The 4,027-nt window shown below is 63.2% G+C and carries 3 protein-coding genes and 1 pseudogene; all 4 read right to left on the bottom strand.

Going from position 1 to position 4,027, the window contains the following annotated elements:
• Positions 1-694: 694 nt before the first annotated feature.
• Positions 695-1,261, bottom strand: a complete 567-nt coding sequence (locus QZ292_RS09945; protein WP_363324074.1) for a DUF5606 domain-containing protein — start codon at positions 1,259-1,261, stop codon at positions 695-697.
• Positions 1,262-1,345: 84 nt separating this feature from the next.
• Positions 1,346-2,005, bottom strand: a complete 660-nt coding sequence (gene coaE / locus QZ292_RS09950) for a dephospho-CoA kinase (RefSeq protein WP_294601110.1) — start codon at positions 2,003-2,005, stop codon at positions 1,346-1,348.
• The gene (locus QZ292_RS09955; protein WP_294601113.1) at positions 2,002-3,060 is read right to left on the bottom strand and encodes a hypothetical protein; all 1,059 of its coding nucleotides are present in this window, start codon (positions 3,058-3,060) and stop codon (positions 2,002-2,004) included. Before QZ292_RS09955 ends, coaE begins: the two co-directional genes overlap by 4 nt.
• 703 nt (positions 3,061-3,763) lie before the next feature.
• Positions 3,764-4,027 (bottom strand): annotated as a pseudogene (locus tag QZ292_RS09960) (hypothetical protein); the annotation flags it as partial.

Below are 4,027 nucleotides of genomic sequence, written 5' to 3' on the forward strand. Positions count from 1 at the left end.
CTCCCGGGCGTCCGCCCCACAGAGGAGAGGATACCAATAGGAGACGCTGGCGTTCCTCCTGCCGGAGTGGCTCCGGCCCGCGCGGCTCTGCGAGCCGCAGGGGGTCGGCAGATATTCGGGTAGAGCTGCCCTAGGGTAGACCCGGCCATTAAAAGACGCTTAGCGTCCGTTTATTCCGAGAGGCAACGCAACGGAAAACCGTGGGCGCGACTGCTCGCATCCGAAGGATACATGTACGTCACATCGAATAACAGACGCTAGGTGCCCGCGCTACTGCCGGGTACTGATGAAGACCATATCGTACCCTCGCTGCCGACGCTACGCTGTACGCCGTCCGCACGATAGCGGAGGCCCGGGGCGGGAACTGTCCGTTTATTCCGAGAGGCAACGCAACTGAAGACCGTAGGCGCGGCTGTTCGCGTTGCTGGGATTGAGGCCCGCTACGTGGAAACTCAAGTACATGCCGTGAATACTGCTGGCTGTGGAAGCCCAGCTGCACCCGTAGTTGGCGACGTACACCGGATCGCCTAACCGTCCATGATTGCCTGCGTCGCGGAAGCCCGGGGCGGGGAAGACAATATCGGACTATCTGATGTCGTGTGGAGGAGGAAAATGCAAGCGAGCCGTTTCAACCCGACAAGGGTGGAAACGGCTCGCTGTCGTTGATCGGCCGAACAGGTCGGCTATCGGAAGATTATTGCGCTTTCCGGGCGGTGGTGTTCTTGACCGATGCGGTCTTGGCACCGCTCACTTTCGGCGTGCGCTGGGTGGCGCTGCTGCTCTTGGCGGCCGTTTTCGTACCGGTCTTCGTCGTTTTGGCCGGCTTCGGAGCTTCGGAGACCGATTCGCCGCCTTCGGCAGTGGCTTCAGTTGCTTTGAAACTGGTCATGCCGGCTGCGACCAGGAGGTTGTACCACTGGGCGATCTTCTTCATGTCGGACTGGTGGACGCGTTCGGTGTCGTAGTCCGGAAGGATGGAGGACATAAAGGCGCGCAGTTCGTCGGGGGTGGATTTTGCGGTCACTTCGACGGCCTGGCCGCCCTGACGGTCGTAGAGGGTCTGGAACAGGTCGCCCAGGGGCATCTCGCCCGAGGCGGTGAAGATCGCGATGTCGCCCAGGGCGCTCACTTTCGTTGTCCCGCCGACCATCGTCCGGCGGCCGTCGGACAGCGATTCGACGATAATCCCGCCTTTGCCTTGTGCCACGTAGCGGTAGAGACCCGGGGTGCCGGAGACGGCTAAAATCTCTTTCAGTTCCATATAACTATCTGTTGTCTTGTTGATTGCGTGATTTCCGAGGAGGCTCGCTCCGGGAGTTTCAGAGAACAAAGGTAGCAAAATTTCCTAATTCCGGGCGGGGGACTCTCCGGCGGTTTCGCGGCACAGGGCGGTGTGGAGGGCGAGTACCTGAGGGATCAGCAGCTGCCGGTCGTCGGCGGTGAGGGTGAAGTCGGCGTAGGAGGCTCGCTGGGGGTCGCTCAGCTGGGCGGAGATGCGGGCGCGGGCGGCGGTGGCGGTGGTCCGGTCGCGGCGGATAATCCGTTGCAGGCGAATGGGTTCGGGGGCGGTGACGGTGACGATGCGATCCATCAGCCGGTGGGCGCCGGATTCGATCAGGATGGCGGCTTCTTCGACCACGTAGGGGGGCGGCGAGGGGAGGCTGTCCCACTGGGCGGCCCAGCGCTCGAAGTCGCGTTCGACGGCGGGGTGTACGAGCCGGTTCAGGGCCGCGAGTCTCTCGGGATGGCCGAAAACCCGATTGGCGAGATAAGGACGGTTGAGCCTTTGGGCTTGATTCTCTGTAATATAGGACTCGGGGCCGAAGTGGTGAATGATGGCCTCCTGCAAGGAGGGGTCGTTCTCCATGAGCTGCCGGGCGGCGAGGTCGGCGTTGTAGACGGGGATGCCGAGGAGTTGCAGCAGGCGGCTGACGGTGCTTTTTCCGCTGCCGATGCCGCCGGTCAGGCCGACGCGAAGGGGGAGGCGAGGGGTGTTGAGGCTCATGGACGGCGGGTGAAGAAGGTTTCGACGTCCTGGGGTTCGATGCGGAGGATCTCGGTGCCGGCGGGCAGGGAGTCGAGGCGGACTTCGCTCCGGCCGCTGGGCTGGCGCACGGCGTCGCGGTAGTCGACGTAGGCGTGGAGCTGTTCTTCGCGGATGCGTTCGTAGTCGCGCAGGGGGACGTTCAGGGTGACGCGGACGCGGCCGGGAATGACGATGGCCTGGGTCTGTTTCTCCAGGTGTTCGATCCGCACGGGGAGGTCGAGGGTGTGCTGGGTGTAGGGGACGATGTCGATGCGGTAGTCGGTCTGGCGTTCGGAGAGTTGGGTGCCTTCGGGCGGGGTGAGTTCGATGTGGCCGGTCAGGGTTCCCTGGGCGTCGCTGATCCGCCGGGGGCGGGTGTAGATGCCGGACAGGGTGTCGAGCAGGCTCCGGGGGCCGCGAACGTCGACGGAGTCGGGCGAGAACCGGGGCGGGCCGATGGGCATGTGCTGCCGGGCGGGGAGGATATCGAGGCGGCTGAGGACGGCCAGACGTCTGGTCTCGACGGGCGAGACGCGGATGGTCAGGGCGGTGTCGAGGATTTCGAGGATCCGGAGCTCTTTCCCGGCGGCGGCGAGGGCGCCGGTCAGGGAGGTCTTGTCGATCCGGAACAGTTCGTCGCTCCCGGAGACGGGAACGAGGGTGAGCTGGGACATGGGGATCACGAGGCGGTCGGACATCCGCAGCTTATGGGCGAGGAGCTTGCTCCCGACGCCTTCGGCGCGACAGTTCACGGTGTGCCGGGGGTGGTCGATCCAGAGCCGTGAGGAGAAGTCGTTGGTCACTTCGACGGCGAGGGGGATCTCGGTGGTGTATCGGTAGCCGAGTTTGGTGACGTACCACAGCAGGGCGGCGAGGATCAGAAAAATCCAAAAACTGGGCTTGATATAGTGGGTGATGCGGTGGAGTTTCATGGTACCGCAAAGATAGGGAAAAAGGGATTGGGTGGTGTGGGCTTCGCCGGGCTTTTTGAGGGGGGCGGTCGCCGCCTGAGTCTTGCGGAGCGTGAGGCGCATAGTGTACGAGTAACGAGTTGGGCTGATCCTGTAATTGCCCACGGTGGGCACGCGGGGCCCGGCCGGCCGACGCGTTCGCGTCACGGCGGCTGGCCTTTATTACTCAAGCAACCGCGCGCCGACGCCTTTTAAGGCGATTCGACAGTTTCGGCGTGAGCCGAAATAGAATGAATCGCCAGGCGCGCGAAGCGCGGCGGAGCGATAGCGGAGCCGCAGTGAGGCGGACACGGGGCGGTGCTTTGGGATGCGACTGTTCTTCGGGCGCGAAAACCGTTTGCGGTTTTCGCGTCGCGCTGGACGGAGCTATTACCCGGGCTTTGGGCTGAAAGCGAGTAGCGCGATTCCTACGGAATCGCCGTCCTCGGGCGCAGCGACGCGATAGCGGCGCGGGGGAGGCGCGCCGAGGACGAATGGGCCGAGCTTGGGGCTGTAAGTTAGATTGAACTCTTGCGACCTTTAGGTTGCCGGCCATGTCGCCCAAGCCGCGTAGCGGCTTCGGGGGGATGGGAAACAGACCGAATGTGGCGGAGCTGTTGGCTGTGCTTTGTTCTTAGCTGGTGCGACCCTTTGGGGCGCGCAGTCCGTCGCCACCCCCGGCGGCGGGCTGCAACTCGACGGAGCTCGTTGCACCCTCCGCTGGCGCCGCACCGCGATGGATTTTCTGCTTGGGCGGCTTTTCGAACCGCAGGGTGTCGTCTTCCGTTTATTCCGAGAGGCAACGCAACTGAAGACCGTGGACGCGATACGTCATACGGCTGGGGTCGAGGTACGGTGTGTAAAAATGTAAGTCTGAACCGTAAGTGCTGTTCGTGGTGGAAGACCAGCTGAATCCGTAATTGCCGACGCTATGTAGGGCTCCTTCAACGCCGATACGGCCATAGTCGCGAAAGCCCGGGGCGGGGTTTGCTTTTTTTCGCGCGCCTTGGGAAATCCAGTCAAAACACGCAAGCGAGTTTTGACGATTTCC

Source organism: uncultured Rikenella sp. (assembly GCF_910577125.1).
Lineage (GTDB): Bacteria > Bacteroidota > Bacteroidia > Bacteroidales > Rikenellaceae > Rikenella.